Source organism: Mesorhizobium sp. 01N446, from assembly GCF_056399285.1.
The window spans coordinates 1,452,595-1,477,926 of record NZ_JBFTRA010000001.1 but is presented as its reverse complement, the minus strand read 5'-3'; the positions used below and the strand labels follow the sequence as shown (position 1 = coordinate 1,477,926).

The following is a 25,332-nucleotide window of genomic DNA, read 5'->3' as shown; positions in this document are numbered from 1 at the left end:
GCGTTGGATAACGCCAATCTTCACCAATCTCTTCATGAACCGTTATGGTTAAGGATGGGTTAGTGAATAAGGCGCGGCGCATTGCCGCGCCCGATTGGGGACAAGCACAGTCGCCTGCGGCGTAATTCGCCTAATCGGCTGTCGGCAGCGCCTTGGGCATGAAGGCCGCGACCCATTCCTTGGGAAACCGCCTCGGCCGGCCGTTCTCGCCGATGATCGCCGCCTCGACCTTGGCTTCGACCAGCACTTCGTCGCCGCGCTTGAGCTGCTGCGCCATGAAGATGCGCGCGCCGGAAATGGTGTCGGTGCGCGTGTCGACGGTCAGGATGTCGTCGATGCGGGCGGGGCTGCGGAAGTCGATCTCCATGCGGCGCACCACCCAGACGATCTTCTCGCCGTGCTTGCCGTCGGCGAGTTCCGTGTGATGCACGCCGGTGAGCCTGAGATAGTCGGAGCGGCCTCGCTCGAGGAATTCGAGATAGCGCGCGTGGTAGACGACGCCGGAGAAATCGGTGTCGGCATAATAGACCCGCGCCATCAGCCGGTGGCCGAACGCCGTCAGCGCGCCGGAAAGCCCCGCCAGCAGCGCTGCCGATTCACCATGATCGCCCATTGCGCTTCCTTTTTCAGTCGCGGCGAGGCACCTGTTCTTCGCACGACAAAGCATCGGATGGCACTGTTGACGGCGATGATCAAGAGTTTGATGGCGGCGCTGTTCGTGCTGGCGGCCTTGGCGCTGCCCGGCCAGGCGGCGACTTTCACGATGAAGCGCGGCCTCAATCTCGACCAGTGGGTGACCTGGCCCGGCGAGGATCAGTGGGGTGATCGCAAAGCCATCCTGCCCTATCCGGAATGGCGCAAATTCCTCAAAGACGATGACCTCAAGGCGCTGAAGGAGGCTGGCTTCGACTTCCTGCGCATGCCGGTCGATCCCTCACCGTTCCTGTCCGACCAGACGACGGCGTTGCGTGACGAGCTCTATGCCAGCGTGCTGGACTCGGTGCGCCTGATCAACCGTGCCGGCCTGAAGGTGATTGTTGACATGCACCTGATCCCGGCCGGCCGCAGCCGCAAAATCGGCATGGCTGAGGTGATGGACGATCCCCAGACCTTCGACCGCTATGTCGACATGGTGCGAAAGATGGCCCGAACCCTGGCCGGCGAGGATCCTGAAAAGGTCGCGTTCGAATTGATGAACGAACCGATCGTCGACTGTGACAGCGACGGCACCAGCCTGTGGCCGGACCGCCAGCGCCAGCTGTTCGCGGCAGCTCGATCCTCGGCGACGAAACTGACGCTGGTGCTGACCGGCGCCTGTTATTCCGCCGCCTCGTCCCTGGAGAAGATCGATCCCAAGGCGATCCCCGACGACAATGTCGTCTGGACTTTCCACTCCTATGATCCCTTCCTGCTCACCCACCAGGGCGCGACCTGGGCCGGCGATTTCATCCCCTATGTGACCGGCCTGCCATATCCGCTCGACGCCGTGCCCAAGGCGCGGCTCGACGTGACGCTGGACACCATCCGCGCCCGGATAAAGGCCGAGGCCCCATGGACACGGCAGAGCGGCCTGCTAGCCTATCTCGACGAACAGGTCGCCAGCATGGACAGCCCCGGCAAGCTGCTTGGGCTGATRGATGCGCCGTTCAAAAAGGTCGAGGCGTGGGCGAAGGCCAACGGCATCAAGCCGGAAAACATCACGCTGGGCGAGTTCGGCATGATCCGCCAGGAATATGGCAATGCCTATGTGATGCCGGCGCAGTACCGCGCCGCCTATGTCAAGGACATGATCGCGCACGCCGAGGCGCATGGCTTCTCATGGTCGGTGTGGAGCTATGGCGGCGCCTTCGGCATTGTCGACGCCTTCAATGGCGACAAGGCCGAGCCGGATGTGATGGACGCGATCCGCTCGCTTCACTGAGAACTGCCCTCAGATCAGCCGAGGTCGATCTGCAGGATCTCCGGCCGCACGCCAAAACGCACCGGCATGATGCTGAAGCCGAGCCCGCCGGAGACGATCAGATTGCGATCGTTCTCGACGACATGGCCATAGGCGTAGCGATTGCCAAAACGCGACGGCACGACAGGCGAATAGCCGAACAGCCGCACCTGCCCGCCATGGGTGTGGCCCGACAGGGTCAGCGAAACCCGCCACGGCACGGTCGGGAAAATGTCAGGCTCATGGGCAAGCAGGATGATCGGCGCGGTGTCACCTACCTTGGCCAGCGTGCCGTCGAGATCGTCGAGCCCCTTGCAGTCATCGCCCCTCCTGGCCGGCAGCAGCGCCAGCTGATCGGCCAGGCCAGCGATCCAGACGCCATGCCCATCTTTCTCCAGGCGCACGACATCGTTCTCCAGCACCGGGATGCCGACCTTCTCCAGGGCCTTGCGCGCGATGATCGGGCCGGCTCCGGCGCGCTGCGCGAAGCCATCGCTCCACCAATCGTGATTGCCGAGGATCGACAGGACGCCGAGCGGCGCCTTGAGGCCCGACAGGGCGGATGCCCATTGCGATGGCGTCACCGGCCCCGTCACCATGGGCATGCCGACAATGTAATCGCCCAGCAACACGATGACGTCCGGCTGCAACGCATTCGCGTCTTCGCACAGCGAGGCAATGTGCTCCTGCGTCATCCAGGGCCGGCAGGCATGGATATCGGCGAGCGCGACGACGCGCAGCTTCAGGCCATCAGGCCAGTGCGGCGGCGTCAGCGCATAGCGCTTCACATGCGTCAACAGCATCGGCTCGATGCCGACCGCATAGGCGCCGAGCGCGGCGGCGGTCAGGAACGACCCGCCGACAAAGCGCAGCAACCCGCGTCTGGTTATCATGGATTGGCTCCCAGCCCTTCGATCGCAGCGGTTGCCCGCATGCATTCGATAAAATCCAGGATTACGCCGGCAAATCGGCAAAGACGCGCAGATTTTGCGCAGGACGGGTCACATATCCTTGATCACTGGTCTGAGAACCCGCGTCCGACGCTGCGCCGCTATTCTTCCTGGAACAGGTTGATCTGCTGCTGCGCCAGGTCCTTTGGCGCGTCGAGGCCGAGATGGCGCCAGGCATTGGCCGTCAGCATGCGGCCGCGCGGCGTGCGCTGGATGAAGCCCTGCTGGATGAGATAGGGCTCGATGATGTCCTCGATGGCGTCGCGCGGCTCGGAAAGGCCGGCCGCGATCGTCTCGATGCCCACCGGCCCGCCGCCGAAATTGCGGGCGATCATCGACAGATAGCGGCGGTCGAGCGCGTCGAGGCCGAGCGCGTCGACTTCGAGCCGGGTCAGCGCCTCGTCGGCGATGAGACGGTCGACATGGCCGTCGCCTGCGACCGATGCGAAATCGCGCACGCGGCGCAACAGCCGGCCGGCGATGCGCGGTGTGCCGCGGGCGCGCCGCGCAATCTCCAGCGCGCCATCGTCGCCCAGCGGCATCTGCAGGATGCGCGCACCGCGACGGACGATCTGCTCCAGCTCCTCGACCGTGTAGAAATTGAGCCGCACCGGAATGCCGAACCGGTCGCGCAGCGGATTGGTGAGCAGGCCAAGCCGCGTGGTGGCGGCGACCAGCGTAAAGCGGGCGAGATCGATCTTGACCGAGCGCGCCGCCGGTCCCTCGCCGATGATCAGGTCGAGCTGGAAATCCTCCATCGCCGGATAGAGGATTTCCTCCACCGCCGGATTGAGCCGGTGGATCTCGTCGATGAACAGCACGTCGCCTTCTTCGAGATTGGTGAGCAGCGCGGCGAGATCGCCGGCCTTGGCGATGACTGGTCCGGAAGTCGAGCGGAAATTGACGCCGAGTTCGCGCGCCATGATCTGCGCCAGCGTCGTCTTGCCCAGCCCCGGCGGCCCGACGAACAGCACATGGTCGAGCGCCTCGTTGCGGCCCTTGGCGGCCTCGATGAAGACCTTGAGGTTGGCCCGCACCGCCGCCTGGCCGACGAAGTCGGCAAGCGTCTGCGGCCGCAAGGTCTGATCGGCATCCTCGCCGCGTTTTTCGGGAGCAATGAGGCGGGGCGACAGGCTCATGCCGTCTTCCTTGCACATGGCAGGCAAACCGACAAGCGAGCCCTCACCGCGCCAGTTCCTTCAATCCGAAGCGGATCAGCTTCGAGGCGTCCGCGTCCTCGCCTGCCGTCTTCAACGCCGCGGCAACCGCATTGGCGGCGGTGTCGCGCGAATAGCCGAGATTGACCAGCGCCGAGACCGCGTCGGTGATCGGCGCCGGAGCCACGCCTTCGCCGAGCTCCTGCTTCAGGCCGATGGTGCCGGAGGCGGTACCCGCATAGGCCGGCGCCTTGTTCTTCAATTCGGTAACGATGCGCTCGGCCACCTTTTTGCCGACGCCGGGGGCTCGGCTGACCATGGCGATGTCGCGCAGCGCGATCGCATTGGCGAGGTCGGCCGGCGCCAGCGTCGACAGGATGGCCAGCGCCACCTTGGCGCCGACACCCGGCACATTGTTCATCAGCAACCGAAACCACTCGCGCTCAAGCTGCGACTGGAAGCCGTAAAGCCGGATCATGTCCTCGCGCACATAGGTCTCGATGAACAGCACCACCGCTTCGCCGGGCGAAGGCAGTGCGGCAAGCGTGCGCGCCGAACAGTAGGCGACATAGCCAACGCCATGGATGTCGACGAGGCAATGATCCTCATCGATCTCGTCCAGCGTCCCTTTGAGCTTGCCGATCATGCCAGATTTTTCATGGAATATGGGCCCTCATGGGTGGGTTTCCGGAGAAATGATGTCGAGATCGGGAAAGTAACTGCGATACCGCGCGGCGTCGCGTGTCAAAAGACGATGCCCGGCAACGGTCGCATGAGCGCCGATAAAGAAATCGGGCAAGGTCCTTTCCCTGACGCCGCCGGCCCGGCGATAGCGGGAATGCGTGACGCCGGCCAGGAATGCCGCGTCCCAAGGCACAAGTTCGCGATCCATCTCGAGCATGTCGACGGCTTTTCGAAGCGCCCCCTCTGTCGCGATCAGCGGCGCCAGCTCCGACCAGATGATCGTATTGACGACCAATGCGCCATCGCGACGGCAGGAAGCGATCGCCGATGCCGACCATTCTTTCATCGGCCCCGCCGGTCCCCAAACGTCGATCAGGACATTTGTGTCAATCAACGTCGAGATCTTCACGAGGCCCCCTCAACCACTCCATGTACTGATCGGCCGTCATGCCCCCCAGATCCAACGTCCCCTCCATCCGGTCGAGGACATCGTGGAACCTGCGCAATTTCTCCTCCTGCGAGAGGTTCTCGTTGACGGGAACAAGCTGAACGCCCCCGTCTGTCGCCACGAATTCCACCTCCGAGCCCGGACCGATGCCCAGATGGTCCCTTATCGGCTTGGGGATTGTGACTTGCCCCTTGGTGGTCACGCGCATGGTAATACCTCTAAGGTATTACTTATCCCCAAGACGTGAACAAGTCAAGAACATCGTTACCCGGCAAGCGCCATCCGGTAGGCGGCGCTCTGGCGGTGATGCGCGTGGCAAATCGCGATCGCCAGCGCGTCGGCGGCATGTTCGGTGTCGAAGGTCGCCTTGGGCAGCAGCACTTTCACCATCATATGGATCTGCTTCTTGTCGCCATGGCCAACGCCGATCACCGCCTTCTTCACCGCATTGGGCGCATATTCGGCGACGACGAGCCCGGCACGCGCCGGCACCAGCATGGCGATGCCGCGCGCCTGGCCGAGCTTCAGCGTCGCCACGGCATCCTTGTTGACAAAGGTCTGTTCGACGGCCGCCTCATGCGGCATTGCCGCATGCAGGACTTCGGCGAGCCCGTCATGCAATTGGCAGAGCCGCGTCGCCAGCGCTGCCTTGTCCTCGGAGCGCACGGTGCCGGACGCGACGAAGCGCAAGGAATTGCCGAGGCTCTCGACGATGCCCCAGCCGGTGCGCCTGAGCCCCGGATCGATGCCAATGATGCGAATCGCGTCCCCCATCCGGTCACTCTACCTCCCGCCGACAGCGATGCCAGCGAAATGTGAACAAACCGGAAACGACCACGCTCGAAACAGCCATGGGCTGTTTGAGAACTCGCTCCGACGAGACAGATGGGGAGGTTTTCGGGGTCGCCCCGCGACGAGCGGAGCGTACTAAAGTATGTGAGCACCGGAAGCGCAAAAAACCGCCTCGGGTGTCCGTCAAAGTAGAGTTATCAAGCAGGCTATCAGTTGCGGGCGAAAGCCGTGTTCAGCAGGCTGATCTGGTCGGAAACCGGATTGGGTCGGCGGCCCATCGGCTGCATGTCGACCACGGCGCCGGCGCCGTAGATCTCGTCGTCCATGCGGCGCACCAGTGCCTGCAGGCGAAGCGAGCGGTTGACGAGGTCGAGGAAATCCTCGGGCAGTTCGGCCCAGCCGGCGGCTTCGTCATGCGCGGAAGCGGTGTCGAGACGCACCTTGGACTTTTCCGAAGCAACCTGGTCGCGGGTCATCTCGCCGGAATTGGCCGCGCGCTGCAAAAGCAGCCAGGAGGCGACCTGCATCAGCCTGGTCGTCAGCCGCATCGATTCGGCCGCGTAGAGCGTGGCCGCCAGCCGCGACAGCTTCTTGGCCTCGGCGCGGCCCTTGCCGTCAAGATACTCGGCCGCCTGTTCGACCAGCCCCATGCCTTCCTGGTAGAGCGGTTTGAAGGAGTGCGAAAAAACCCGACGCTCCGCCAGTTTGACGGTTTTCGCACTGCCCTTCGAAGGCTCGTTCATTGATACGCCCCTGCACTTGCAACCGGCCGATTCGGTTCACTGCCGATACACCCGGCACCCTATATGACTGAAGCTTGAAAATGCGCTTTGCACGGGGTGAAGGCAAGCACATGTTTAACAGAAGGTTAACGGCGGGCCGCTGCCCTGGGGTCCCCGGAATGCGGACAAAAAAAGAGCCGCGGATAAGGCGGCTCTCAGGAGTTTAACAGGGAGGCGTCAAACAAAGTGGCTCCAACCACTCGGTAAGAATCCAGATCACTGGATGCGCATAGTAAACGCCTGTAAAGCTTAATGAACCTTTAACGGCACCGATGTTTTTTGACCGAACGCCGCATGCCTGTGCCGTAACAGCACAGCCCCAATAACCCTCTCGGACCTTCGGTTCAGGCCTTTTTCCAAACAACCGGCAAAGCGATGAAGGCAAACAGCAGCATTCCCGCATAGAAGCCGATCGAGGCAATCCCCAGCACCGGCTCTATGGCCGGATTGCCCGCAAGCAGGAAGAAGAGGCCGATCATCAGCCCGATCCCGCTGATTGCCGTCAGCCAGAAATGGACGACGGCGATTGACTTTTGCCCGGTGGCCGGAAACAGATGGTAGAAGAAGGCGAAGACCGCCGACATCAGCCAGCCGGCCACCATGATATGGGCGTGGGTTGGCATCTGGCCGTGGTCTTCGCTGATCGCCATGTGGATGCCGAGCGCCATGCCGCACAGCGCGTAGATGATGGCCAGGGTGAAGAAATTCCGTGCTACCCCTTGCATAATGTTCCCCCTGGTTGCCTCTTCCCGTTTCCCGGGAATGGGTTGATCGTCCGGCGACTGCTGTCGCCACCGGGCCTTGGCGCACTAGCATCGCTACTGTTTCCGCACGATGTCGTCGCCAACCCCTCCCGACGCATGCAGCAATAGCAGAAAATCGGGCAGCACGTTCGCCGTCGTTGCAAGCGACATCGATTTTGACCGCGCCGAAACAGAGCCGGCTTTTTCGCGGCATCGTTCCGAAACAGCCACGGCGCTAAACGCCCGCTTCTCTGACGGCTGGCGCATATCCGCTCCACCGTAACCCAATTGAACCGGAGCAAAACCATGGACTGGTATTCGATCGTCAAATTCCTCCACATCGTCTCGGCCACCTTGTGGGTCGGCGGCGGCTTCGTGCTGTTCCTGCTCGGCATGCTTGCCGAGCGCGCCGGCAACATCGAGGACAAGCTTCAGGCAATGCGTGCCAGCGGGCAACTGGGCGGGCGTTTCTTCGCGCCGATGTCGATGCTGACCCTGCTCTTCGGCCTCATCATGTGCGCCTTCTGGGTCGGCTTCTCCGACCTGTGGATCATCATCGGCCTGGCCGGCTACGCCACGACCTTCTCGATCGGCATGTTCGTCTTCAAGCCGACCGGCGAGCGCATGGGCGCGATGATCGCCAAGGACGGTGTGACACCTTCCGTGCTTGTCATCGGCCAGCGCATGATGAGCGCGGCGCGCTTCGACTACGCGGTGATGCTGGTGATCGTCGCCGACATGGTGCTCAAGCCGACCACGCATGACATCGGCATCCTCGCCGGCATGATGCTGGTCCTGGCGGCAGGCGCCACGCTGGCCATCGGCGGAAGCCGCCGGCTGGTGGAAAGCGCCGCCTGATTCCCCTGAGGGCGAGAGCGGCTGAGCAGCCGCCTCGCCTGCTTACATGAGGCCGGCGAGGCCGTCCCACAGCAGTTTGACGGCCACGACAGCCACGGTCGCATAGGTGAAGGGATAAAAGATCTCGGGCCGCATGCGCCGCACCAGCCAGGCGCCGGCGATGGTCGACAGCGGTGCCAGCGGCATCAGCACGGCGGATGCCGTCAGATTGGCGGTGTCGAATTGGCCGAGTGCGAAATAGGGGATGAGCTTCAACGCATTGGTCGCGGCAAAGAAGATCGCGGCGGTGCCCGACAGGACCTTGGGATCGAGCCGGATCGGCAAGGCATAGACCTGGAAGGGCGGGCCGCCGACATGGGCGACGAAGCTGGTGAAGCCGGCGACCGTGCCCCAGACAGCGGCGGCCACGCGGTTGGGTTCGGCGGCATGATCGGAACCATGACGGAACTGCAGATAAAGCCAGCGCAGCACGAAGATGATCGCGACAGCGCCGACGATCAGCCGCACCGCCTCTTCGGTGACCAGCGCGGCCGTCAGCCAGCCGAGGCCGATGCCGATGACGGCGCCCGGCATCATGTCGACCAGCATCTTGCGGTCATACACGCCCCACCACGTCCAGACAGAGACGATGTCCATCAGGCACAGGATCGGCAAGAGGATGGCAGCCGCCTGCACCGGCGGAATGGTCAGCGCCATCAGCGGCACGCCGACGAAACCGACAGCGCCGCCAAACCCGCCCTTGGACAGGCCGACCAGAATGACCGCCGGAATGGCGGCCGCGTAGAACCACGGATCGAGAAGCAGGCCTGACATGGGGAGGGGAACTGGTCTGGAGGGAAAGCGTCAACGCCTGAATAGCCCAGAATTGTGCTTTGGGCGACTGCAAATCCGGACCGATTGCCGAACGCCCGCCAATGTCCGGCTCGTGCCCTACCGCCGGGCCGAGACCAGCAGGAACATCGGCCGCTCAAGCTCTTCCGCCAGTTCCGGCCTGGCCGCGATCTGCGCGCTCGTCGGACAGAATTCCTCGACATGCCCGATGGTGAAACCGGACCGGATCAGCGCGTTCAGCGTGGTGCCGATGGTGCGGTGGTGTTTCACCACGCCCTTGGCCAGCCAGTCGGTCTTGCGCGGGCCTTCCACCAGATAGCGGTCGACAGGCCATGTCCTGTGGCCTTCGGCATCGACCGCCCAGCCGGGCCTGGCCGGGGCCATGTAGATCGGATGTTCCGTCGAGAAGACGAAATGTCCGCCGGGCGACAGGGCTTTATGCACCGTCCTGAACAGCCGCGCGACGTCCTCGACATAGTGCAAGGCAAGCGAACTGTAGGCGAGATCGAAGCTGTCTTGGGGCAGGCTGAGCTGGTCGAGGTCGGCACGCTCGTAGGCGATACCGGCGTCCGGGCCGGCGGCCCTCGCCCGGGACAGCATCTTCTCCGACAGGTCCAGCCCCAGGACGTGGCGCGCCCCATGCGCATGCGCCCAGCGGCAGAACCAGCCGAAACCGCAGCCGAGGTCGACGATCCGCAAGCCGCCGATGTCAGGCAACATGGCGCGCAGCGCCGGCCACTCGGCGGCACCTTCAAGGCCTTCGATCGACCGGCCAAGCTGGCTGTAGCCGGCGAAGAAATCCGGCTGGTCATAGATATTCTGCGCCATGTCTTCCTCGTCTCCCGGCCCATCGCCTGGCGGACTGACATTTAGGGGGCTGGCCGCGCCTGTCCACCACGGCCATGGGGCCTCAAGACGAAGATGAAGATGGCGCCCCGAGCGGCGGCGGCCGTCGCCGTATCGGCTGCGCCTTGATGATGGCGGTGCTGGTCTCGGCCTTGTCGGCGATGCGGTCGAGAATGCCGTCGAGGTCGCCGATCGAGCGCACGAACAGCCGGGCGACGAAACAGTCGTCACCCGTCACCTTGTCGCATTCACCGAACTCGGCGATCTCCTCGATCAGCTTCTGGACGATGTGCAGCTTGCCCGGCAAAGGCTTGATGCGCACGATCGCCTGCAAGGTGTAGCCTAGCGCCAGCGGGTCGATCTCGACGGTGAACGCCCGGATGACGCCGCGCTCCTCGAGCCGCCGAAGCCGCTCCGAAACGCTCGGCGACGACAGTCCGACCTGGGCAGCCAGCTCCTTCAGCGAGGTCCGCGCATCCCTGACCAGGATTTCGAGGAGGCTTCGGTCGAGATCATCCAGCATTTCAGATTTCTCACGATTTCCACGCAATTGCCTATTATAATTAGGCCATCTCCTCATACAGCCTTTTCCATATGATGGAAAGCGGTCACCTCACATGAGATTATGTCACCTCAACGGGCTCAGAGGTCTATCATGAACGATACGGTACGCGGCACAGTCGAAATGTCGGGCGCAATGGCGATCCTTGGGACGATCGGTTGGTTCGTCATCATGTCCGGCCAGCCGATCATGGATGTGGTGTTCTGGCGCTGCGCGTTCGGCGCGGTGACGCTGCTCGTCATCTGTGCTTGCCTGGGCCTGTTTCGCAACAGGCTGTCCTTGCGCGTCATCGGTCTGGCCGCGCTTGGCGGTGCGGCCATTGTCATCAACTGGGTTCTGCTGTTCAGCGCCTTTTCCCGCGCGTCGATCTCCATCGCCACCGCCGTCTACAACACCCAGCCCTTCATGCTGGTCGCCTTCGGCGCGCTCTTCTTCGCCGAGCGGTTGACGCTGACCAAGCTGACATGGCTGGCCATAGCCTTCGCCGGCATGGTCTTGATCATCGAGGCCGCGCCTGATGCCGGCGATGTCGGCACCAACTATTTTGCCGGCATCCTCATGGCGCTGGCCGCGGCCTTCTTCTGGGCGGTCGCTGCCATCGTCACCAAGAAGCTCAAGGGCACGCCGCCGCATCTGATCGCGCTCATCCAGGTCTGCGTCGGCGTCGTCATGCTGGCGCCCCTCGCCAATCTCTCGCATCTTCCCCCCGACGCGTGGAGCTGGGCCATGCTGGCGACGCTGGGCATCGTCCATACCGGGCTGATGTACATATTGATGTACGGCGCCATCCAGAAGCTGCCGACGCATCTGCAGGGATCGCTGTCCTTCATCTATCCGGTGGTTGCCATACTGGTCGATGTCGTGGCTTTCGGCCATCGGCTGCATCTCAGCCAGGTCGTCGGCGCCGCTTTGATCCTGACGGCTGCGGCCGGCATGAATCTTGGCTGGTCGCTGTGGAAGTCGAAAGTGCCGGCATAGAGTGCTCAAGGTTGGATAGATGCTGCGATACTTTCGACCGCATGACGTTGTGGGCGGATAACGTGTTGCTGATTTGCACAGCGATCATAGTCCATGCGATGTGGGTGCGGGCACAAAGCAACGGGGCAAAGGCGTGGCGAGCGGATCTTTCCAGGGACGGCTATTGCCCCGCGAACACATCATGTGGAGCGGTATTCCCACGCAAGGCCTGTTCTTCACCAGCCGGGATATGTTTCTCATTCCGTTCAGCCTGCTCTGGTGCGGCTTTGCGATTTTCTGGACCTATAACGCGGCAAGGCAAGGCGCACCACTTTTCTTCGACGCATGGGGAGTAATGTTCATTTGCATTGGTCTCTTCTTCGTCTTTGGCAGGTTTGCAGTCGACGCGTGGTTGAGACGGCGTATCTCCTATGCGGTCACGGACAAACGCATTCTCATCATGCGCACCGCGCCTTTCGCCAACTTCACGTCGATCGATCTGGAGCGTCTTCCCGACATCCAGGTGACCGGCGAGGGCGAAAAGCGTGGCACTTTGCGCTTCGGCGTGGGGACATCGTTCTTCGGAAGTCCGGGCGGCTGGCCTCAGTCGCGCTATCAGAATTTTGCCAGCTGGTCGCCGGCTCTCGACCCCGTCCCGCAGTTCCTTGGCATCGAGGACCCGTCGAAAGTCTTCGACATCGTCATGAAAGCCCGCAATGCCCTTCGTTCCGCCTGATGCCGCCTGATAGCTGATGTCTGTTCAATCCCGGCAGTTTGCTCTATGCCGCAATCCAACCATCTTCGCCCGGCATAGGCGAAACCCGGGATCGAAGAACCATGAACGACGCCACACCTCCCAATCGTTGCCGCATCGTGCTGATCGCGCCGCAAGGCGTGCCGGCCGCCCGCATCGCCACCGCATTCGAGGGCGGCGACGTCGCCTCGCTGATCCTGCCCGAGAACGGCATGGACGAGGCCTCTTTCCAGGCCTTTGCCGAACAGATCGTGCCGACGGCACAGGCAGCCGGCGTCGCTGTGATCATCGCCGGCGACACCCGCATCGCGGGCCGTGTCCAGGCGGACGGCATCCACGTCGAGGCGTCCAAGGCCGAGCTCGCCGAAACGATCGAACATTTTCAGGCGAAGATGATGGTCGGCGCCGGCGGCGCCAAGAAGCGCGACGACGCGCTCGAGCTTGGCGAGACGCGGCCCGACTACATCTTCTTCGGCCGCTTCGGTTACGACAACAAACCGGAGCCGCATCCGCGCAACCTGGCGCTGGGCGAATGGTGGGCGCAGATGATCCAGATCCCCTGCATCGTCATGGCCGGATCCGATCTGGCTTCCGTCGAGGAAGTGGCCGCCACCGGCGCCGAGTTCGTCGCGCTGTCGAGCGCGGTGTTCGCCGACGGTGTCGATCCGAAAACCGCCGTGGCCCGGGCCAACGCGCTGCTCGACGAAACCGCGCCGCGCTTCGAGGACTGATGTGGCTCCGGTAAGGCTACCCCTTCAGGCCTTGCTTGCAGCGGTCATGATCCAGGCCGCCGCCGCCGAAACCGTACCTTTGCCGCAGCCCAAGCCTGAAACCGGCGTGCACACCGACAAGCCGATCGAAAAGCAGCTGCCGCAGCCCGCCACCACGGCGCAGCCCGCACCGCTGCCCTCGGCGGACAACATCAATCCCGACCGCTTCGGCGCCAAGCCGGCGGACGCGGCCTATGGCGCCTTCCAGCGCGGGCTCTACAAGACGGCCTATAATCTGGCGCTGACCCGTGCCCAGAACGGCGACCCGGCGGCGCAGACATTGGTGGCCGAGATTCTGTCGCGCGGGCTCGGCGTGCCGTTGAATGCGGCAGAAGCCTCGAAATGGTATGCACTTGCCGCCGAACAAGGTGTGCCTGAAGCGCAGTTCCAGTACGCGCTGATGCTGCTCGACGGCCGTTACGTCAAGAAGGACACCAAGGCGGCCTACGCGCTGATGCAGGCCGCCGCCGAAGCCGGCAACCAGCTGGCGCAATTCAATTTCGCGCAGATGCTGGTCCAGCAGGATCCCGGCGACGCGGGCCTGGCCAGGGCGGTCTCCTATTATGAGCGCGCCGCCGCGACCGGCCTCGCCGACGCGCAATACGCCATGTCCCAGATCTATGCCAATGGCGTCGGCGGCAAGCCGCACGACGATGCGCAGGCAAGACGCTTCCTGGCCCAGGCCGCGCGGCAGAACTACGACACCGCGCAGATCGATCTCGCTGCCTGGATGATCGAAGGCCGCGGCGGCGCCCGCGACCTGAAATCGGCTTTCGGCTGGACGAAGCAGGCAGCCGAGGGCGGCAACGTCGCCGCGCAGAACCGCCTGGCAAAGCTCTATATGCAAGGCATCGGCACCGATCCGGACCTGGTGCTGGCCGGCGCCTGGTACATCGTTGCCCGCCGTGCCGGCCTCATCGACCCCGACATGGACGATTTCCTGCAAGGGCTGAGCGACGACCAGACCAAACAGGCCCTGCAGAAGGCAAACCGCCTGCCCTGACGGCGGCCGCTCGACTACTGCATATGATCGAGGACGACCTTGCCGAAGGGCGAACCGTGTTCGAGGTGCCGGAAGGCTGCAGCCGCGTCCTTCCAGGCAAATACCTTCTCGATCACGGGTCCTATCCGGTTGACTGTCAGGCCCCGGTTCATCGCCTCGAAGGATTCGCGTGAGCCCACCGGTATGCCGCGCGCCCTGACCTGGCGGCGGAAGATGTCGAGGGGGTTGATCGACCCTTCGCTGCCGCCGAGATAGCCGATGACGTTGATCTGGGCGCCACGTGCCGAAGCCTTCAGCGACTGGGCGAAGCTTTGCGGCCCGCCGACCTCGATAATGTGGTCGGCGCCGCGGCCGTCGGTCAGCGCCAGCACGGCTGACCACCAATCGGGATTGTCGCGATAGTTGATGCCGTGATGCGCGCCAAGCGCCTTTGCCCGCGCGAGCTTGTCGTCGCTGCTCGACGTGACGATGACATGCGCGCCGGCCGCCGCGGCGAACTGCACCGCAAACAGCGAGACGCCGCCAGTGCCCAGGCTGAGCACCGTCTCGCCCGGCTTCAACTGGCCTTCGGTGAACAGCGCATGCCAGGCCGTGACCCCCGCGCAAGGCAATGTCGCCGCTTCGATATCGCTCAGATGCGGCGGTGCGAGCACGGCCGCCTGTTCGTCCAGCCGCGCGAATTCGCTGAGCAGGCCATCGATGGGGCCGCCACGCTGATAGGAGGGCTCGGCCATGGCGAAGCCGCCGCCGACCCAGCGCTGCCAGAACGTGCCGCAGACGCGGTCACCAACTTTGAAACGGGTCACTTCGGCGCCGACCGCGACAACTTCGCCTACACCGTCCGAAAGCGGTATCAGCGGCAGCGAAAAAGCGGTGTGGTAGCTGCCACGGGCGATCTCGACGTCGCGGTAATTGAGCGCCGTTGCCTTGACCTTGATGATCATCTCCTGGCGGCCCGGTTCCGGCATCGGCCGCTCGACCGACCTGAGATTGTCGATGCCGCCGGGAGCCTGCAATTCGATCGCCTGCATTGTCTTTCCTTCCTTTGAGAAATCCGTCGAAAGGAAAATCGCTTGCCGGCATTCTGATTTCAAATTCATAATAGTCAGAATGATTATGCATTTGGAGGATCAAATCATGCTGGAGGAACTGCGCACGCTTGTCCTGTTCGCCGAGGAAGGCTCGATCCAGAATGTGGCCCGCCGCCTGCCTTTGACGCAGCCAGCCGTCACAAGGCAGATGCAGCGGCTGGAGGATATGCTCGCGACAACGCTTCTCGATCGTCGGCAGAAGCCGCCGCGCCTGACCTCGGCGGGACTGGAGGTGCYGGCGCGCGCAAAGGACATACTGGCTTCGGTCGAGGCTCTGAAAGAATTCGCCGCCGACGCCGAGCCGCAGGGCGTGCTGCGTGTCGGCCTGGCGCATGGCTTGTCCGATGCAAGCGTTGCCGGCGCTATCGCCGGCGCGGCCGCCGCGTTTGCAAAAATATCGTTGCGGCTCAAGACCGGCTGGAGCGCGGAACTCATCGAGCAGTTCGAACGCGGTCAACTCGACATGGCGATCGTTCTGCGACCTGCCGATCATCAAGGCCCGGAGGCGCTCGGCAGCGAACGTCTCTGCATCATAGCGCAGGCAGGCGCCCATCTCTCGGACGCTCGGATGCCTTGGGTTCTCAGCCCCGAGCCTTGCGACGCCCGTCAGACGCTCGTCTCCAGCTTGGGCGGCGGACGGCATCCGCTCGTCGTCGCTGCAGAAATCCAGGACCCGGCGATGCAGATGGAATGGGTACGCCGTGGACACGGCCTCGGCCTCATGCCGTTGCGGCTCGCGGCGCGCAGGCTTCCCGACGGCCTCGCGCTTGTCGATCTCGAAGGCGTCGACCTTTCATTGCAGGTCGTGGCGCTGCGCTCGCCACATCTCAACCGGCTGGCGAAGGCCGTGGAGGCCATTGCGAAAGCCGTCGGCGAAGCCATCAAGATCGGGACTTGATGCCGGCTGACCGGCCGGGGCCGATCCGGCGTCCCTTGCCTCTCCGGGCGATTTGTGGTCTTGGGAGCCCGAAATCGCTTGTCCCGGCGAAAATCTCATTCCGGATCCCATCATCATGGCCAAGATCAATGGCAACGAAATCCGTCCCGGCTACGTCATCGAACATGATGGCGGCCTGTGGGTGGCGGTCAGGACCAACACCGTCAAGCCCGGCAAGGGCGGCGCCTACAACCAGGTCGAACTGAAGAACCTGATCAACGGCACCAAGCTCAACGAGCGGTTCCGCTCGGCCGAGACGGTCGAACAGATCCGCCTTGACCTGAAGGATTTTTCCTTCCTCTACGAGCAGGACGACGCGCTGGTGTTCATGGACACCCAGAGCTACGAACAGCTCGAGCTGAACAAGGAGTTCGTCGGCGACCGCGCAGCGTTCCTCCAGGACGGCATGATGGTGACGGTCCAGCTCTATGAGGAGAGGCCGATCGGCATCTCGCTGCCTGACTACGTCACCCTGACCATCACCGAGGCCGACCCGGTTGTGAAGGGCCAGACGGCGGCATCCTCCTACAAGCCGGCGGTGCTGGAGAACGGCATTCGCGTGCTGGTGCCGCCCTTCATCGGCGCCGGCGAACGCATCATCGTCGACACCAACGAAATCACTTACGTGCGCCGCGCCGACTGACGCGTAGCAGCAGGAAGACACACTATGGCACGCTCAGCCCTTCTCAACGTCATGGTCCAGGCCGCAATGAAGGCCGGCCGCTCGCTGTCGCGCGACTTCGGTGAGGTTCAGAACCTGCAGGTCTCGTTGAAGGGGCCCGGCGACTATGTCAGCCAGGCCGACCGCAAGGCCGAGGACATCATCTTTGCCGAATTGTCGAAGGCGCGCCCGGGCTACGGTTTCCTGATGGAAGAGCGCGGCGTGGTGGAAGGCGAAGACAGCCAGCACCGCTGGATCGTCGATCCGCTCGACGGCACCACCAATTTCCTGCACGGCATTCCGCTTTTCGCTGTCTCGATCGCGCTGGAGCGCCAGGGCCAGATCGTAGCCGGCGTCATCTACAACCCGGCCATGGACGAGCTCTACACGACCGAGCGCGGTGGCGGCGCTTTCATGAACGACCGCCGGCTGCGCGTCGCCGGCCGCATCAAGCTGGTCGACACGGTGATCGGCTGCGGCATGCCGCATCTGGGACGCGGCCACCACGGCAATTTCCTCGTCGAACTGCGTAACGTCATGGCCGAGGTCTCGGGCGTGCGCCGTCTTGGTTCCGCCGCGCTGGATCTCGCCTATGTCGCCGCCGGCCGCATGGACGGTTTCTGGGAAACCGGCCTGTCGGCCTGGGATATCGCCGCGGGTCTGCTCCTGATCCGCGAAGCCGGCGGTTTCGTCTCCGACATGGATGGCGGGCAGGACATGCTGGACAATGGCTCGGTCGTCGCCGGCAACGAGGTCATCCAGCGCGCTTTGCTGAAGACGGTGAAAACGCCGTTTGCACCGCGCTGACACGGCGCGGCGCGCCGATGCGCCGCAGTCGCAAAACCGCAACGCAAGCTTGAAATACTGTCCGGTGGTTGCCCAGATATGGGGTGACGCAGGACCGCAGATGACCAATATCCCGCCGCAACTCGAAATCCCCTTTGTCGGGCGCTGGCACTACTCCCGCGCGGAGATGATCGCCGACGGCATTGTCCATGCTGTCGGCATCGTGCTGGCGATCGCGGCCGGCTCGACGCTGCTGGCGCTGGCGGCGTTCCGCGTCGGCCCCGGCGAGTACATCGCCGCCGCCTTCTACGTCGTTTCGCTGCTCACCGTGCTCTCGGTGTCGCTGGCCTACAATTTGTGGCCGGTGTCGTCCCCGGCCAAATGGGTTCTGCGGCGCTTTGATCACGCCGCGATCTACCTTCTCATCGCCGGCACCTACACGCCTTTTCTGGCCCAGCTCGACGCTTCGCCGCTGGCCCGCTGGATGATCGTGCTGGTCTGGATCGCGGCAGCGGCGGGCATCGCCATCAAGGTCTTCTTTCCTGGCCGTTTCGACCGGCTGGCGATCGTCTTCTATCTCGCCATCGGCTGGAGCGGCATCGTCCTGGTCAAGCCGCTCGTCGAGACGCTGCCGACGACGTCGATCGTCCTCATCGTCGCCGGGGGCGTCGTCTATTCCTGCGGCGTCATCTTCTTCGCCTGGAAGGGTCTGCGCTTCCACAACGCACTCTGGCACGGCTTCGTTGTCACCGGCGCGGGCCTGCATCTGGCGGCCATGGTCGATTGCCTGGTGATAAACCGTTTCTGATCCGCCTGCGGCAATATTGCCAAGCGCCATTCAATTTGGTCACAATTCCGTTTAGAGTCGCGAACGACGTGATCGGCGGCAGCGGCAGCGAAAACGGGGCACGGATGGCTTTTCTCAGATCCTTCGGCATGGGCAGGCGCTCCGACGTGCTGATCTACGATCCGCACAAGCTGTCGAGTCCGCAGGTGTTCCTGCTGACCATGGTCATCTTCCTCGCCATTGTCGCCTTCATCGCCGCCATCCTGACCCGACAGATCTCGACGGCTTTCGTCACCAATCCCGGGCTCAACGGCCTGATCATCGGCGTGCTCGCGGTCGGCATCCTGCTTGCCTTCGCCCAGGTCGGGCGGCTGTTTCGCGAGGTGCGCTGGCTCAATTCCTTCCGCGCCGGCTCCGAGACCACCGAACCGGTGCTGCTGGCGCCGATGAAAGCCATGATCGGCCGCTCCTCGACCATGGCCTTCTCGACCTCGTCGATGCGCACCATGCTCGATTCCATCGCCACGCGCCTCGACGAGAGCCGCGATACCTCGCGCTACCTGGTCGGCCTCCTGGTGTTTCTCGGCCTGCTCGGCACCTTCTGGGGCCTGTTGAACACGATCGGCTCGATCCGCGAGACCATCGAATCGCTCGACCCCGGCACGGGTGACGCCGCGGCGGTGCTCGATTCCCTGAAACAGGGCCTGTCGGCGCCGCTGGCCGGCATGGGTACCGCCTTCTCGTCCTCGCTGTTCGGCCTGTCCGGCTCGCTCGTGCTCGGCTTTCTCGACCTGCAGGCGGGCCGCGCGCAGACGCGCTTCTACACCGAGCTTGAGAACTGGCTGTCTTCGGTCACCGATCTCTCTTCCGATATTGTCGTCTCCGATTCGGCCAAGAGCGAACCATCCGACGAAATCCGTCTGTTGTCGGAGCGGCTGCGCAGCATGCAGGAGAATGGCGGCGGCTCGAACCCGCGCGTCGCCACCGCCATGGCCAATCTCGCCGACGGCATTTCCGGCCTGGTCAAGAACATGCGCTCCGAGCAGCAGATCATGCGCGACTGGGTCGAGGCTCAGTCCGATGAGCAGAAGGCGATGCGCAACACGCTGGAAAAGATCGCCGACGCGCTGAAGAAGCCTGGGGTGCACTGACATGGCGCTTGCCAGGGGCCGGCGTACCGATCGCCGCATCGACTACTGGCCGGGCTTTGTCGACGCGCTGTCGACCCTGCTGCTCGCCATCATGTTCCTGCTCACCGTCTTCGTGCTGGCGCAGTTTCTGCTCGGCCGCGAGATTTCCGGCAAGGATACGGTGCTCGCCCGTCTCAACTCGCAGATCAACGAACTGACCCAGTTGCTGGCGCTGGAGCGCTCGACGGCGCAGGACAAGGACGATTCGCTCGCCAACCTGCAGGCGTCCCTGTCGGCGGCCGAGGCGGAGAAGAGCCGACTCGAACAGTTGCTGGCGCAAGGCGCCGGCGCCGGCGACCAGGCCAACCAGCGCGCCGCGGCACTTTCGGGCGAACTCGACAGCCAGCGCCAGATCAGCCAGCAGGCGCTGAGCCAGGTCGAGATCCTCAACCAGCAGATCGCCGCGCTGCGCAAGCAGATCGGCGCCCTTGAAGACGCACTCAATGTGTCCGAGGCCCGCGACCGCGATTCCAACACCAAGATCGCCGATCTCGGCCGGCGGCTGAACGTCGCCCTGGCGCAGCGCGTGCAGGAACTGAATCGCTACCGCTCCGACTTCTTCGGACGTCTGCGCGAGATCCTCGCCGACCGCGAGAACATCCGCATCGTCGGCGACCGCTTCGTCTTCCAGTCGGAAGTGCTGTTCCCGACCGGCTCCGAGGTGATCAACGATGCCGGCAAGGTCGAGATGAAGAAGCTCGCCGACGCCATCATCGAGCTGCAGAAGGAAATCCCGCCCGAGATCAACTGGGTGCTGCGCGTCGACGGCCACACCGACAACAAGCCGCTCTCCGGCACCGGCCGCTATCGCGACAATTGGGAATTGTCGACGGCGCGTTCGACCTCGGTGGTCAAGTTCCTGATCGAGAACGGCGTGCCGGCCAACCGGCTTGTCGCCGCCGGCTTCGGCGAGTTCCAGCCGCTCGACCCCGCCGACACCGACGAAGCGCGCAATAAGAACCGCCGCATTGAACTGAAGCTCACCGAACGTTGATTTCTCATCACGCGATCTCACGCGAAATTGTTCGTCGGCTCAACTCTAGGGCGCAGGCCGGAGCCGGCAAGGCCTGAAAAGATTATCTTTTTTTAATTACACTTCCCGCCGGAGCGCTCCTAGCTTGCCGTTCAGGGCCGAGGACCGCCGGCGATGCCTCCCATCGCGACGCGACGGAACTGGACGACCCAAACGGTCGGAAGGCGAGGCGGCGCGACCGCCCCCTTCCCAGCAGGAGGAAGCGCCCCATGCGCACATCAGCATCTCTCAAGACGGCAACGCTTGCCGCAATTCTCATCGCCGCTCCGCTCGCCGGCGCCTATGCCGCGGGCCATCACAAGGGCGCTCTCGACGCGACGGATCCGACCGACATGACCGGCCCGCGCGTGGAGGCCCTCATCGAACAGGTTCAGGGCGTCCATAAGGGCATAGTCGACGCCAGGCAGGCCAACAGCATCACCCCGGTGGTGGCGGAACGCCTGGAGATGCGCACCGCCCGCATCGGTCAGGCGGCCGAGAAGATAGCCGCGTCCGATCACGGCAGGATACCGGCCGCGCAATATCATGACCTGCTGCGCCGTCTCGACAATGTCGACCAGCGGCTGCGGGTCGACACTGGCAGCGGTTTCCTGATGGGTGACGGCGCCGACGGCGGAACCTATCCGAACGGCTGAGGCCATCCGGCGAGGTCCAAGAGGAAGGGACCACCTGGCGCCTTCGGGACCCCAATCCCGCGGGCGTCCTTTTTCCTCGCCAGCCGGCCTGCCTACCAGCCCCACTTGCCTACCAGCCAAGCCAGATCGCGATCAGGGCAATCACCGCCGGCACGGTCTGGATGAACAGGATCTTGCTACCGACGGTTGCCGCGCCATAGAGGCCGGCAATCGCCACGCACAACAGGAAGAAGACCTTGACCTGGAAACCGGCGGCGCCGAGGTAAAGCCCCCAGATCAGGCCGGCTGCGAGAAATCCGTTGTAGAGGCCCTGATTGGCGGCGAGCACCTTCGAGGCGTTGGCGAATTCAGGCGTCAGGCGGAATGTCTTGTGCCCGCGTGGCGTGTCCCACAGCACCATCTCGAGATAGACGATGTAGACATGGATCAAGGCCACCAGTGCGACCAGGATATTGGCGATCATTTGCTCCCCCTTCATGCGTTGCCGGCAGCATTTCATGTGTGGCATCGGCTGCGCAAGCTGCATCTGCCGGGCGGTATCCAGAGCAATTCCAGGAAAAGTGTGAAGCGGTTTTCCCTTGGGAATTTGCGTCAAAACAAAGAGTCAGAGCAGGTTGCCGTTTCCGTGAAACGGTGAACTGCTCTGAGGGTTGCCAACGCTTTTGCGTTGGTGTCTTTTCGCGCCGTCCTCAATCACGGAAGCCGCCATGTCCTTTCAGAAACTCGACGACCTCGGCCACAAGCTCGAAGCGCTTGAGCATGCGCTGGCCATCCTCGGCGCCGACGAAGCCACCCACATGGCCGTCGGCGGCGGCGAAAAGCGTGCCGAGGCGATGGCGGCACTGGCCGGCATGTATCACAGCAGGGCGACCGCACCGGAAATCGCCGACTGGATCGCCGCCGCTGAAGGCGAGGCGCTCGACGACGACCAGCGCGCGGCGCTCGCCGAGCTGCGGCGGCAATACACCAACCTGACCTGCCTGCCGGTGGAATTCGTCGAACGCCAGACGACGGCGCGCATGCGTTGCGAGCAGCTGTGGCGCGATCTGCGTGCCAAGAACGATTGGGCGGCTTTCCAGCCGGCGCTCGAGGGCGTGGTGGCGCTGGTGCGCGAAGAGGCGGCCCTGCGCTCCGACGTGCTCGGCCTCGCCCCCTATGACGCGCTGATGGAGCAATTCGACCCCGGCAACCGCACCGCCGACATCACCCCCGTCTTCGCCGATTTGAAAGCCTTCCTCAAAGGCTTCGTGCCGGAAGCGCTGGCGATCCAGGAAGCGCGGCTGCGCAAGCATCCGCTGAAGCCGCTCTCAGGCACCTACGCGATCGACAAGCAGCGCGAACTCGGCCTTGCCATGATGGCAGCGGTTGGTTTCGACCTGACGCACGGCTCGCTGTCGGTGTCGCACCATCCCTTCTGCGGCGGCGTGCCCAGCGACGTGCGCATCACCACCCGTTACAAGACATCGGATTTCCTGTCGGCGCTGATGGGCGTGCTGCACGAGACCGGGCACGCGCTCTATGAACAGAACCTGCCGAAGGCCTGGTCGCACTGGCCGCTCGGCAAGGCGCGCGGCATGGCCGTGCATGAAAGCCAGAGCCTGTTCGTCGAAAAGCAGATCGGCCGCAATCCCGCCTTCTGGCGCTGGGCGCTGCCGGTGGTCGAAAAACATCTCGGCGAGGCCTGGTCGCTCGACGATCTCCTGCCGCATGTGCATCGTGTCGAGCGCGGCCTGATCCGCGTCGACGCCGACGAGGTGACCTATCCCCTGCATGTCATCCTGCGCTACGAGCTGGAGCAGGAGCTGGTGTCGGGCAGGCTGGAGGTTGCCGATTTGCCCGAGGCCTGGGACGCCAAGATGCGCGATTATCTCGGCCTCTCCACGGCGGACAATCCGGCCGACGGACCAATGCAGGACGTGCACTGGCCGGGCGCCGCCTTCGGCTACTTCCCGTCCTACACGCTGGGCGCGATGATGGCGGCGCAGCAATGGGCCGCGCTGACGCGCGATCATCCATCCGCCGATGACGACCTGGCGAAAGGCAATTTCACCGCCATCAATGACTGGCGCCGCAAGAAGATATGGTCGCAGGGCTCGCGCTGGTCGACCCCGGACCTGCTCGAACGCGCCACCGGCGAAAAGCTCAACGCCGTGCATTTCACCGATCATCTGCGCAAACGGTATGGAACCGCGTGAGGCCACGGGTGGGAACGCAAAGCCGACAAGGCCTGCCTACTCCGCCGCGCCCCTGAAGGCACTGGCGCCGGTCTCGAACTGCAGCTTGGCCAGCCTGGCATAGATGCCGCCCTTGGCCACCAGGCTCTGATGCGTGCCTTCCTCGACGATGCGGCCGCCGTCCATGACCAGGATCCTGTCGGCCTTCAGCACCGTTGCCAGCCGGTGAGCGATGACGATCGTGGTGCGGCCTTGCATCAGCCGCTCCAGCGCCGTCTGCACCAGCGTCTCGCTTTCGGCGTCGAGCGCCGAGGTGGCTTCGTCGAGCAGCAGGATCGGCGCGTCGCGCAGGATGGCGCGGGCGATCGCCACGCGCTGGCGCTGGCCGCCGGACAGCGTCACGCCGCGCTCGCCGACCTGGCTGTCATAGCCGCGTTCGAGCTTGAGGATGAATTCGTCGGCCAGCGCATCCTTGGCTGCCGCCTCGATCTCGGCATTGCCGGCACCCGGCCGGCCGAAGCCTATATTGTCGCGCGCGCTCGCCGCGAAGATGGTGACGTCCTGCGGCACGATGGCGATGCGCTCGCGCACCGAAACCGGATCGGCTTCGCGCACGTCGACGCCATCGATCAGGATCTTGCCGGTTTCGGGATCGTAGAAGCGCAGGATCAGCGAAAAGACCGTGCTCTTGCCGGCGCCTGAGGGGCCGACAATGGCCACCGTCTCGCCGGGCATGACCTGGAAACTCAGGCCGTGGACGGCCGCCCGGTCGGGCCGCGCCGGGTAGGAGAAGGAAACGTCGTCGAAGACGATGGCGCCCTTGGCGACCGCCGGCAGCGGCTTCGGCTCGGACGGCGCCTGGATCGCCGGCTTCTCGGCCAGGATCTCGGTCAGCCGCTCGGCCGCGCCGGCCGCTTGCGCAAGTTCGCCCCAGACTTCCGACAGCGCGCCGAGTGCGCCTGCGGCGAACACCGAATAGAGCAGGAACTGGCCGAGCGTGCCCGGCGATATCGTGCCATCGAGCACATCGCGCGAGCCGAACCAGAGCACCGCCACGACCGACGAGAAGATGGTGAAGATGGCGAAGAAGGTGAGGAAGGAGCGCGCGAAGATCGAGGCGCGCGCCGCCTCGAAGGCAGCCTCCACCGCATCCGAAAACCGCCCCGTGACCAGCTTCTCGTTGGTGAAGGCCTGCAGCGTGCGCACCGCGCCGATCTGCTCGCTGGCATAGGCTGTCGCCTCGGCGAGCGTGTCCTGCGCCTGCCTTGACTTGCGCCGCACCGAGCGGCCGAACGCGACCAGCGGCAGCACGATGACGGGAATGGCTGCAATGACAAGGCCGGACAGTTTCGGGCTGGTGACGACCATCATTCCCACCGCGCCGAGACCGAGGATTACGTTGCGCAGCGCCACCGAGGCGGTCGCGCCGACCGCCGATTTGACCTGCGTGGTGTCAGCGGCAAGCCGCGACACGATCTCGCCCGACTGGGCGGTGTCGAAGAAGGATGGCGACAGCGTCGTCACATGGGCAAAGACATCGCGGCGGATATCAGCGACGACGCGCTCGCCGAGCGTGATGACGAAATAGTACCGACCGGCCGATGCCGCCGCCAGCACGGCGGCCATCGCCACCAGTGCGGCGAAATATTCGGCGATGAAGGTGGTGCTGGACGACGAGAAACCATGGTCGATCATGCGCCGTACCGCCAGCGGCAGCGTCAATGTCGTTGCCGCCGCGATGGCCAGCGAGATGAGGGCGCCGACGACCAGCGTGCGATATTGCGTGATGTAGGGGAACAGGCGCCTGAGCGGCTTGAGCGAGCGTCGACGCTCGTCTGCGCTGCTTGATTGCGCCATCTCGGTGTGTCCTCTAGCCGCTTCGGCTTCATGCGCCGCAATATGCGCTTGCCGCGGCCTTGTGATTCAATTCCGCCTGATGTATAGGCTCGCCGACCGTTTTAG

At 64.1% G+C, this 25,332-nt stretch carries 30 protein-coding genes; 14 read left to right on the top strand and 16 right to left on the bottom strand.

The annotated features are described in order from the left end of the window. Window positions 1-130: 130 nt before the first annotated feature. Window positions 131-613, bottom strand: coding sequence for a tol-pal system-associated acyl-CoA thioesterase (gene ybgC / locus AC1DPX_RS07125; protein ID WP_477235465.1), 483 nt, complete (start codon window positions 611-613; stop codon window positions 131-133). 57 nt (window positions 614-670) lie between these two features. Between ybgC and AC1DPX_RS07120 the strand changes: the two genes are divergently transcribed. Continuing rightward, the gene (locus AC1DPX_RS07120) at window positions 671-1,921 is read left to right on the top strand and encodes a glycoside hydrolase family 5 protein (RefSeq protein ID WP_477235463.1); all 1,251 of its coding nucleotides are present in this window, start codon (window positions 671-673) and stop codon (window positions 1,919-1,921) included. A gap of 14 nt (window positions 1,922-1,935) precedes the next feature. On the opposite strand, the gene AC1DPX_RS07115 is transcribed toward AC1DPX_RS07120, so the two are convergent. From AC1DPX_RS07115 to AC1DPX_RS07075, 9 genes are all read right to left on the bottom strand, one after another. Continuing rightward, on the bottom strand, window positions 1,936-2,832 hold the full coding sequence (locus tag AC1DPX_RS07115) for a metallophosphoesterase (RefSeq protein ID WP_477235461.1): 897 nt from the start codon (window positions 2,830-2,832) through the stop codon (window positions 1,936-1,938). Between the two features lie 158 nt (window positions 2,833-2,990). Continuing rightward, on the bottom strand, window positions 2,991-4,028 hold the full coding sequence (ruvB, locus tag AC1DPX_RS07110) for a Holliday junction branch migration DNA helicase RuvB (protein ID WP_010912034.1): 1,038 nt from the start codon (window positions 4,026-4,028) through the stop codon (window positions 2,991-2,993). 43 nt (window positions 4,029-4,071) lie between these two features. Further along, entirely contained in the window at window positions 4,072-4,692 is a 621-nt protein-coding gene (gene ruvA, locus AC1DPX_RS07105) for a Holliday junction branch migration protein RuvA (protein WP_202357449.1), read from the bottom strand. Window positions 4,693-4,719: 27 nt separating this feature from the next. Continuing rightward, a complete protein-coding gene (locus tag AC1DPX_RS07100; RefSeq protein WP_477235459.1) occupies window positions 4,720-5,139 on the bottom strand; it encodes a type II toxin-antitoxin system VapC family toxin in 420 nt (139 codons plus the stop codon). Beyond that, complete coding sequence (locus tag AC1DPX_RS07095; RefSeq protein ID WP_202357447.1) at window positions 5,117-5,386, bottom strand: AbrB/MazE/SpoVT family DNA-binding domain-containing protein; 270 nt, start codon at window positions 5,384-5,386, stop codon at window positions 5,117-5,119. Before AC1DPX_RS07095 ends, AC1DPX_RS07100 begins: the two co-directional genes overlap by 23 nt. A 56-nt stretch (window positions 5,387-5,442) precedes the next feature. Next, window positions 5,443-5,952 carry a crossover junction endodeoxyribonuclease RuvC gene (ruvC, locus tag AC1DPX_RS07090; protein WP_010912038.1) on the bottom strand — a complete coding sequence of 170 codons (510 nt, stop codon included), beginning with the start codon at window positions 5,950-5,952 and terminating at the stop codon, window positions 5,443-5,445. Between the two features lie 227 nt (window positions 5,953-6,179). Continuing rightward, window positions 6,180-6,713, bottom strand: coding sequence for a protease adaptor protein RcdA (rcdA, locus tag AC1DPX_RS07085; protein WP_096451211.1), 534 nt, complete (start codon window positions 6,711-6,713; stop codon window positions 6,180-6,182). A 383-nt stretch (window positions 6,714-7,096) separates the two neighbouring features. Further along, window positions 7,097-7,477 (bottom strand): hypothetical protein, encoded by a 381-nt coding sequence (locus AC1DPX_RS07080; protein WP_477235457.1) that lies wholly within the window; start codon window positions 7,475-7,477, stop codon window positions 7,097-7,099. Window positions 7,478-7,570: 93 nt separating this feature from the next. Then, window positions 7,571-7,762, bottom strand: coding sequence for a hypothetical protein (locus tag AC1DPX_RS07075; protein ID WP_477235455.1), 192 nt, complete (start codon window positions 7,760-7,762; stop codon window positions 7,571-7,573). Between the two features lie 39 nt (window positions 7,763-7,801). Here AC1DPX_RS07075 and AC1DPX_RS07070 point away from each other — a divergent pair, with 39 nt between their 5' ends. Continuing rightward, entirely contained in the window at window positions 7,802-8,353 is a 552-nt protein-coding gene (locus AC1DPX_RS07070; RefSeq protein WP_477235453.1) for a DUF2269 family protein, read from the top strand. A 42-nt stretch (window positions 8,354-8,395) separates the two neighbouring features. Here AC1DPX_RS07070 and AC1DPX_RS07065 read toward each other — a convergent pair whose 3' ends face one another. From AC1DPX_RS07065 to AC1DPX_RS07055, 3 genes are all read right to left on the bottom strand, one after another. After that, entirely contained in the window at window positions 8,396-9,166 is a 771-nt protein-coding gene (locus tag AC1DPX_RS07065) for a sulfite exporter TauE/SafE family protein (protein ID WP_477235451.1), read from the bottom strand. A 117-nt stretch (window positions 9,167-9,283) separates the two neighbouring features. Further along, on the bottom strand, window positions 9,284-10,012 hold the full coding sequence (locus AC1DPX_RS07060) for a class I SAM-dependent methyltransferase (RefSeq protein ID WP_477235449.1): 729 nt from the start codon (window positions 10,010-10,012) through the stop codon (window positions 9,284-9,286). Window positions 10,013-10,094: 82 nt separating this feature from the next. Next, the gene (locus tag AC1DPX_RS07055) at window positions 10,095-10,553 is read right to left on the bottom strand and encodes an Lrp/AsnC family transcriptional regulator (RefSeq protein WP_477235447.1); all 459 of its coding nucleotides are present in this window, start codon (window positions 10,551-10,553) and stop codon (window positions 10,095-10,097) included. 132 nt (window positions 10,554-10,685) lie between these two features. Here AC1DPX_RS07055 and AC1DPX_RS07050 point away from each other — a divergent pair, with 132 nt between their 5' ends. The 4 genes from AC1DPX_RS07050 (at window position 10,686) to AC1DPX_RS07035 (ending at window position 14,076) form a co-directional block, all read left to right on the top strand. Next, window positions 10,686-11,570 (top strand): DMT family transporter, encoded by an 885-nt coding sequence (locus tag AC1DPX_RS07050; protein WP_477235445.1) that lies wholly within the window; start codon window positions 10,686-10,688, stop codon window positions 11,568-11,570. A gap of 181 nt (window positions 11,571-11,751) precedes the next feature. Continuing rightward, entirely contained in the window at window positions 11,752-12,285 is a 534-nt protein-coding gene (locus AC1DPX_RS07045; protein WP_477235443.1) for a PH domain-containing protein, read from the top strand. Window positions 12,286-12,386: 101 nt separating this feature from the next. Further along, the gene (locus tag AC1DPX_RS07040) at window positions 12,387-13,034 is read left to right on the top strand and encodes a thiamine phosphate synthase (protein ID WP_202357438.1); all 648 of its coding nucleotides are present in this window, start codon (window positions 12,387-12,389) and stop codon (window positions 13,032-13,034) included. A gap of 46 nt (window positions 13,035-13,080) precedes the next feature. Continuing rightward, window positions 13,081-14,076 carry a tetratricopeptide repeat protein gene (locus tag AC1DPX_RS07035; protein ID WP_477235441.1) on the top strand — a complete coding sequence of 332 codons (996 nt, stop codon included), beginning with the start codon at window positions 13,081-13,083 and terminating at the stop codon, window positions 14,074-14,076. Between the two features lie 14 nt (window positions 14,077-14,090). Here the strand turns inward: AC1DPX_RS07035 and AC1DPX_RS07030 are convergent, their stop codons facing one another. Then, entirely contained in the window at window positions 14,091-15,107 is a 1,017-nt protein-coding gene (locus AC1DPX_RS07030; RefSeq protein ID WP_477235439.1) for a zinc-dependent alcohol dehydrogenase family protein, read from the bottom strand. 106 nt (window positions 15,108-15,213) lie between these two features. On the opposite strand from AC1DPX_RS07030, the gene AC1DPX_RS07025 reads away from it, so the two are divergent. From AC1DPX_RS07025 to AC1DPX_RS06995, 7 genes are all read left to right on the top strand, one after another. Further along, window positions 15,214-16,065 carry a LysR family transcriptional regulator gene (locus AC1DPX_RS07025; protein ID WP_477235437.1) on the top strand — a complete coding sequence of 284 codons (852 nt, stop codon included), beginning with the start codon at window positions 15,214-15,216 and terminating at the stop codon, window positions 16,063-16,065. A gap of 115 nt (window positions 16,066-16,180) precedes the next feature. Further along, window positions 16,181-16,747 (top strand): elongation factor P, encoded by a 567-nt coding sequence (gene efp / locus AC1DPX_RS07020; protein WP_115140848.1) that lies wholly within the window; start codon window positions 16,181-16,183, stop codon window positions 16,745-16,747. Window positions 16,748-16,771: 24 nt separating this feature from the next. Then, a complete protein-coding gene (locus AC1DPX_RS07015) occupies window positions 16,772-17,572 on the top strand; it encodes an inositol monophosphatase family protein (protein WP_202357434.1) in 801 nt (266 codons plus the stop codon). 100 nt (window positions 17,573-17,672) lie between these two features. Next, on the top strand, window positions 17,673-18,359 hold the full coding sequence (gene trhA, locus AC1DPX_RS07010) for a PAQR family membrane homeostasis protein TrhA (protein ID WP_477235435.1): 687 nt from the start codon (window positions 17,673-17,675) through the stop codon (window positions 18,357-18,359). A gap of 104 nt (window positions 18,360-18,463) precedes the next feature. Continuing rightward, entirely contained in the window at window positions 18,464-19,489 is a 1,026-nt protein-coding gene (locus tag AC1DPX_RS07005) for a MotA/TolQ/ExbB proton channel family protein (RefSeq protein ID WP_202357432.1), read from the top strand. A gap of 1 nt (window position 19,490) precedes the next feature. Further along, window positions 19,491-20,522 carry a peptidoglycan -binding protein gene (locus AC1DPX_RS07000; protein ID WP_019861763.1) on the top strand — a complete coding sequence of 344 codons (1,032 nt, stop codon included), beginning with the start codon at window positions 19,491-19,493 and terminating at the stop codon, window positions 20,520-20,522. A gap of 248 nt (window positions 20,523-20,770) precedes the next feature. Beyond that, window positions 20,771-21,196: a hypothetical protein gene (locus AC1DPX_RS06995; RefSeq protein ID WP_202357431.1), complete on the top strand. Its 426-nt coding sequence runs from the start codon at window positions 20,771-20,773 to the stop codon at window positions 21,194-21,196. Window positions 21,197-21,305: 109 nt separating this feature from the next. On the opposite strand, the gene AC1DPX_RS06990 is transcribed toward AC1DPX_RS06995, so the two are convergent. Continuing rightward, window positions 21,306-21,659 carry a DUF1304 domain-containing protein gene (locus AC1DPX_RS06990; RefSeq protein WP_202357430.1) on the bottom strand — a complete coding sequence of 118 codons (354 nt, stop codon included), beginning with the start codon at window positions 21,657-21,659 and terminating at the stop codon, window positions 21,306-21,308. A gap of 244 nt (window positions 21,660-21,903) precedes the next feature. Between AC1DPX_RS06990 and AC1DPX_RS06985 the strand changes: the two genes are divergently transcribed. After that, a complete protein-coding gene (locus AC1DPX_RS06985; RefSeq protein WP_477235433.1) occupies window positions 21,904-23,391 on the top strand; it encodes a carboxypeptidase M32 in 1,488 nt (495 codons plus the stop codon). Window positions 23,392-23,427: 36 nt separating this feature from the next. Here the strand turns inward: AC1DPX_RS06985 and AC1DPX_RS06980 are convergent, their stop codons facing one another. Then, a complete protein-coding gene (locus AC1DPX_RS06980) occupies window positions 23,428-25,227 on the bottom strand; it encodes an ABC transporter transmembrane domain-containing protein (protein WP_202357428.1) in 1,800 nt (599 codons plus the stop codon). Window positions 25,228-25,332 lie beyond the last annotated feature (105 nt).

Bases quoted from the DNA above. Each gene is read 5' to 3' on its own strand.
- AC1DPX_RS07015 (WP_202357434.1), top strand. From the start codon at position 16,772: ATGGCACGCTCAGCCCTTCTCAACGTCATGGTCCAGGCCGCAATGAAG.
- AC1DPX_RS07065 (WP_477235451.1), bottom strand. From the start codon at position 9,166: ATGTCAGGCCTGCTTCTCGATCCGTGGTTCTACGCGGCCGCCATTCCG.
- efp (WP_115140848.1), top strand. From the start codon at position 16,181: ATGGCCAAGATCAATGGCAACGAAATCCGTCCCGGCTACGTCATCGAA.
- AC1DPX_RS07035 (WP_477235441.1), top strand. From the start codon at position 13,081: ATGATCCAGGCCGCCGCCGCCGAAACCGTACCTTTGCCGCAGCCCAAG.
- AC1DPX_RS07005 (WP_202357432.1), top strand. From the start codon at position 18,464: ATGGCTTTTCTCAGATCCTTCGGCATGGGCAGGCGCTCCGACGTGCTG.
- AC1DPX_RS06980 (WP_202357428.1), bottom strand. From the start codon at position 25,227: ATGGCGCAATCAAGCAGCGCAGACGAGCGTCGACGCTCGCTCAAGCCG.
- ruvA (WP_202357449.1), bottom strand. From the start codon at position 4,692: ATGATCGGCAAGCTCAAAGGGACGCTGGACGAGATCGATGAGGATCAT.
- ybgC (WP_477235465.1), bottom strand. From the start codon at position 613: ATGGGCGATCATGGTGAATCGGCAGCGCTGCTGGCGGGGCTTTCCGGC.
- AC1DPX_RS07055 (WP_477235447.1), bottom strand. From the start codon at position 10,553: ATGCTGGATGATCTCGACCGAAGCCTCCTCGAAATCCTGGTCAGGGAT.
- AC1DPX_RS07070 (WP_477235453.1), top strand. From the start codon at position 7,802: ATGGACTGGTATTCGATCGTCAAATTCCTCCACATCGTCTCGGCCACC.
- ruvC (WP_010912038.1), bottom strand. From the start codon at position 5,952: ATGGGGGACGCGATTCGCATCATTGGCATCGATCCGGGGCTCAGGCGC.
- trhA (WP_477235435.1), top strand. From the start codon at position 17,673: ATGACCAATATCCCGCCGCAACTCGAAATCCCCTTTGTCGGGCGCTGG.
- AC1DPX_RS06995 (WP_202357431.1), top strand. From the start codon at position 20,771: ATGCGCACATCAGCATCTCTCAAGACGGCAACGCTTGCCGCAATTCTC.
- AC1DPX_RS07000 (WP_019861763.1), top strand. From the start codon at position 19,491: ATGGCGCTTGCCAGGGGCCGGCGTACCGATCGCCGCATCGACTACTGG.
- AC1DPX_RS07060 (WP_477235449.1), bottom strand. From the start codon at position 10,012: ATGGCGCAGAATATCTATGACCAGCCGGATTTCTTCGCCGGCTACAGC.
- ruvB (WP_010912034.1), bottom strand. From the start codon at position 4,028: ATGAGCCTGTCGCCCCGCCTCATTGCTCCCGAAAAACGCGGCGAGGAT.
- AC1DPX_RS07080 (WP_477235457.1), bottom strand. From the start codon at position 7,477: ATGCAAGGGGTAGCACGGAATTTCTTCACCCTGGCCATCATCTACGCG.
- AC1DPX_RS07075 (WP_477235455.1), bottom strand. From the start codon at position 7,762: ATGCGCCAGCCGTCAGAGAAGCGGGCGTTTAGCGCCGTGGCTGTTTCG.
- AC1DPX_RS07050 (WP_477235445.1), top strand. From the start codon at position 10,686: ATGAACGATACGGTACGCGGCACAGTCGAAATGTCGGGCGCAATGGCG.
- rcdA (WP_096451211.1), bottom strand. From the start codon at position 6,713: ATGAACGAGCCTTCGAAGGGCAGTGCGAAAACCGTCAAACTGGCGGAG.
- AC1DPX_RS06985 (WP_477235433.1), top strand. From the start codon at position 21,904: ATGTCCTTTCAGAAACTCGACGACCTCGGCCACAAGCTCGAAGCGCTT.
- AC1DPX_RS07030 (WP_477235439.1), bottom strand. From the start codon at position 15,107: ATGCAGGCGATCGAATTGCAGGCTCCCGGCGGCATCGACAATCTCAGG.
- AC1DPX_RS07095 (WP_202357447.1), bottom strand. From the start codon at position 5,386: ATGCGCGTGACCACCAAGGGGCAAGTCACAATCCCCAAGCCGATAAGG.
- AC1DPX_RS07115 (WP_477235461.1), bottom strand. From the start codon at position 2,832: ATGATAACCAGACGCGGGTTGCTGCGCTTTGTCGGCGGGTCGTTCCTG.
- AC1DPX_RS07040 (WP_202357438.1), top strand. From the start codon at position 12,387: ATGAACGACGCCACACCTCCCAATCGTTGCCGCATCGTGCTGATCGCG.
- AC1DPX_RS06990 (WP_202357430.1), bottom strand. From the start codon at position 21,659: ATGATCGCCAATATCCTGGTCGCACTGGTGGCCTTGATCCATGTCTAC.
- AC1DPX_RS07045 (WP_477235443.1), top strand. From the start codon at position 11,752: ATGTGGAGCGGTATTCCCACGCAAGGCCTGTTCTTCACCAGCCGGGAT.